The sequence below is a fragment of the Salinactinospora qingdaonensis genome (assembly GCF_039539445.1).
GTDB lineage: Bacteria > Actinomycetota > Actinomycetes > Streptosporangiales > Streptosporangiaceae > Salinactinospora > Salinactinospora qingdaonensis.
The window spans coordinates 1-2653 of record NZ_BAABDD010000064.1; the positions used below are offsets into that span (position 1 = coordinate 1).

1 protein-coding gene and 1 pseudogene are annotated in these 2653 nt (G+C 62.3%); both read left to right on the plus strand.

Translation table 11 applies throughout. The features are described 5' to 3' along the window. Positions 1-17: 17 nt before the first annotated feature. Positions 18-107 (plus strand): annotated as a pseudogene (locus tag ABD848_RS24760) (helix-turn-helix domain-containing protein); the annotation flags it as partial. A 634-nt stretch (positions 108-741) separates the two neighbouring features. Further along, on the plus strand, positions 742-2526 hold the full coding sequence (ltrA, locus tag ABD848_RS24765) for a group II intron reverse transcriptase/maturase (RefSeq protein ID WP_344977590.1): 1785 nt from the start codon (positions 742-744) through the stop codon (positions 2524-2526). Positions 2527-2653 lie beyond the last annotated feature (127 nt).

The window sequence follows — 2653 nt, forward strand, 5'->3', positions numbered from 1 at the left end:
GTAGTACGCTTGTTCGTATGCAGCTTCGGTACAGCTTCCGTCTGTACCCGAACGGTCCCCAGCGCGCCGCGCTGGCGCGGGCCTTTGGGTGTGCGCGGGTGGTCTACGTGCGACACGAGGTCGCACCGTCCAAGCGGGGCAGCTCTACAGAGAGGAAAGGTAAGAGGGCTGCTCTCTGATCGGTGTTCCAGATCAGTCCCCAGGTCCGCGTGCGTCGCTGGTAACGGCGGGGTGCGAAGCCGGGCTGAAAGCCCAAGGGCTCCCGAGTCGTCCGGGAGGAACAGGCAAGGGGAAGGCTGGGCAGGGTGAACGCGAGTGAATCTCCGTCTATGCCTCGTGACCCGGACGGTCGGGTGGACGAGCAGAAGAACCGGCCAAAACAGGCTCCAGGCGGGGAAGGCCGCCGAGTGAACTCCCTTCAGTAAACGAGGGAGTTACAGGGACACCACTGAGCCCGGGGTATAGGAGGCACCCTCACCAGCCGCAACTTGACGGTGCGGAACGTGGAAACCCCGTCGTGGTCTGCTCAGCAGTAGGCAACCCGCAAGGGAAGACAAAGCCATGGCGGGAACAGGATGGTCCAAGAAGCGAATGTCGGCAGGCCGAAAGGTCCGGGAAAGCGCGGCACCGGCTCTGAGGTGTCGTAGATAACCCGCCGGATACGGGGAGTTCCCCGGCCCGAAAGGGAGCTGACGTGGACCGGGTGGAGCTTGAAGTGAAGGAAGGGAGGAACCTGCACCGATGCACAAGTTAGACGGCGTCTCGCCAGAGGCGGCGAACGGACCAGAGGGCGGGCCTGCCCTCGACTGGCACAGCATTGACTGGGTTACCGAGGAAGGGGGCGTAAGGAGACTCCGCCAACGGATCTTCAAGGCGTCGCAGGAAGGGGATCTGAAAAGGGTCCGAAACCTGCAAAAGCTCATGCTGCGGTCGCGAAGCAACACGCTGGTAAGCGTGCGGCGCGTTACTCAGCAGAGCACTGGCCGCAAGACCGCTGGTGTTGACGGAAAAGTCGCTCTGACTCCGAAAAGGCGCGCAGCGCTGGCGGAGGAAGTTCAGAGCGAGAGTAGCCGTCGGCCGGATCCGGTCAAGCGGGTGTACATTCCGAAAAGCAATGGAAAGCAGCGGCCTCTCGGGATTCCGGCGATCGCGGATCGCGTCCACCAGGCGCGGGTCAAGAACGCGTTGGAACCAGAGTGGGAGGCTCGGTTCGAGTTCAGGTCCTTCGGTTTCCGTCCGGGAAGGAGTTGTCACGACGCGATCGAGAGCATCTTCTCGATGGTGAAGGGGCCGCTCACACGGCGGCGGTGGGTGCTGGACGCGGATCTGTCGGCAGCATTTGACCGAATCCACCACGATCACCTGATGCAGGCCATCGGAGCGTTCCCGGGAAGGGGAGCCATCAGAGGCTGGCTGAAGGCGGGAATGCTGGAGCGAGGCAAGTGGGCCCCGACGGAAGAGGGTACGCCGCAAGGCGGGGTGATCAGCCCTCTCCTGCTGAACATTGCACTGCACGGGATGGAAGGCGCAGCCGGGGTTGAATGGTATGTGTCCCACGGTAGACCGGGGACCAAGTCGACGACTCCGGTCCTTGTTCGGTATGCAGATGACTTCGTCGTTCTCACGCACACGCGAGAAGAGGCGGAGAAGGCCAAGCGAGAACTGGCCGAATGGCTGGAGCCAAGGGGGCTTCACTTCAATGAGGAAAAGACCCAAATCGCGCGCCTGGAAGAGGGTTTTGACTTCCTTGGCTTCAATATTCGCAGATCAGGCGATGGCAAGTGCATCATTCGCCCGAGCAAGGATGCGGTAAGGAGATTGAGAGACAGGCTGCGGACAGAGGTGCAGGCACTGCATGGATCCAACGCCGCAGCAGTAGTTCGGAGACTCACACCGGTCATCCGGGGATGGGCGACGTACTACCGTGGGGTGGTGTCCAGCGCGACATTCAGTTCGCTGGACGACTACGTCTGGAGGCTCACCTATCGGTGGGCCAGGCGTGCACACCCCAACAAGTCGAAGACCTGGGCAGTCGACAGGCACTTCGGTCAATTCAACAAATCCAGGAAAGATAGATGGGTGTTCGGGGACCGGGAATCCGGAACCTTTCTCCCGAAGTTCGCCTGGACCCCTATCGTCCGGCATGTCACGGTCAGGGCAGGTGCATCTCCAGATGACCCTGCGCTCCAGGACTACTGGGCAAAACGTCGCCGCAAGAAGGCGCCTCCTGTCATGGGGAAAGTCAGCGTCCAGCTGGCATTCCGTCAACAGGGACTGTGCCCTCTGTGCGGCACGACTCTCATCACCGGTGCGGAATACGAACCCGACAGTCCACGCGAGTGGATCGACTGGTTCGCGGCCGTAGCGAAGACGCTGCACAAGCACCACTTCGTGTACCGGAGAGAAGGAGGTGGGGACTCGTTGAAGAATCTCCGGCTCGCACACGCAGACTGTCACCGGCAGCATCATGAAGCCGAAGACAGGCTGACCGGCCGCAAGAAGAAGACGCCCAGCGGCTCTGCTTGAGCCGTATGCCGCGACGAGTGGCACGTACGGTTCTGAGGGGGCCGGGGCGCAGTGATGCGCTCCGGCTACCCGACAACGACGCGCTGCGCGCGCGGGAGGACGCCCGCGCGCAGGGTGCGGCGTTTCC

What these genes read in the sequence shown, in the direction of transcription:
- ltrA (WP_344977590.1), top strand. Translation starts at nt 742, where the DNA reads ATGCACAAGTTAGACGGCGTCTCGCCAGAGGCGGCGAACGGACCAGAG.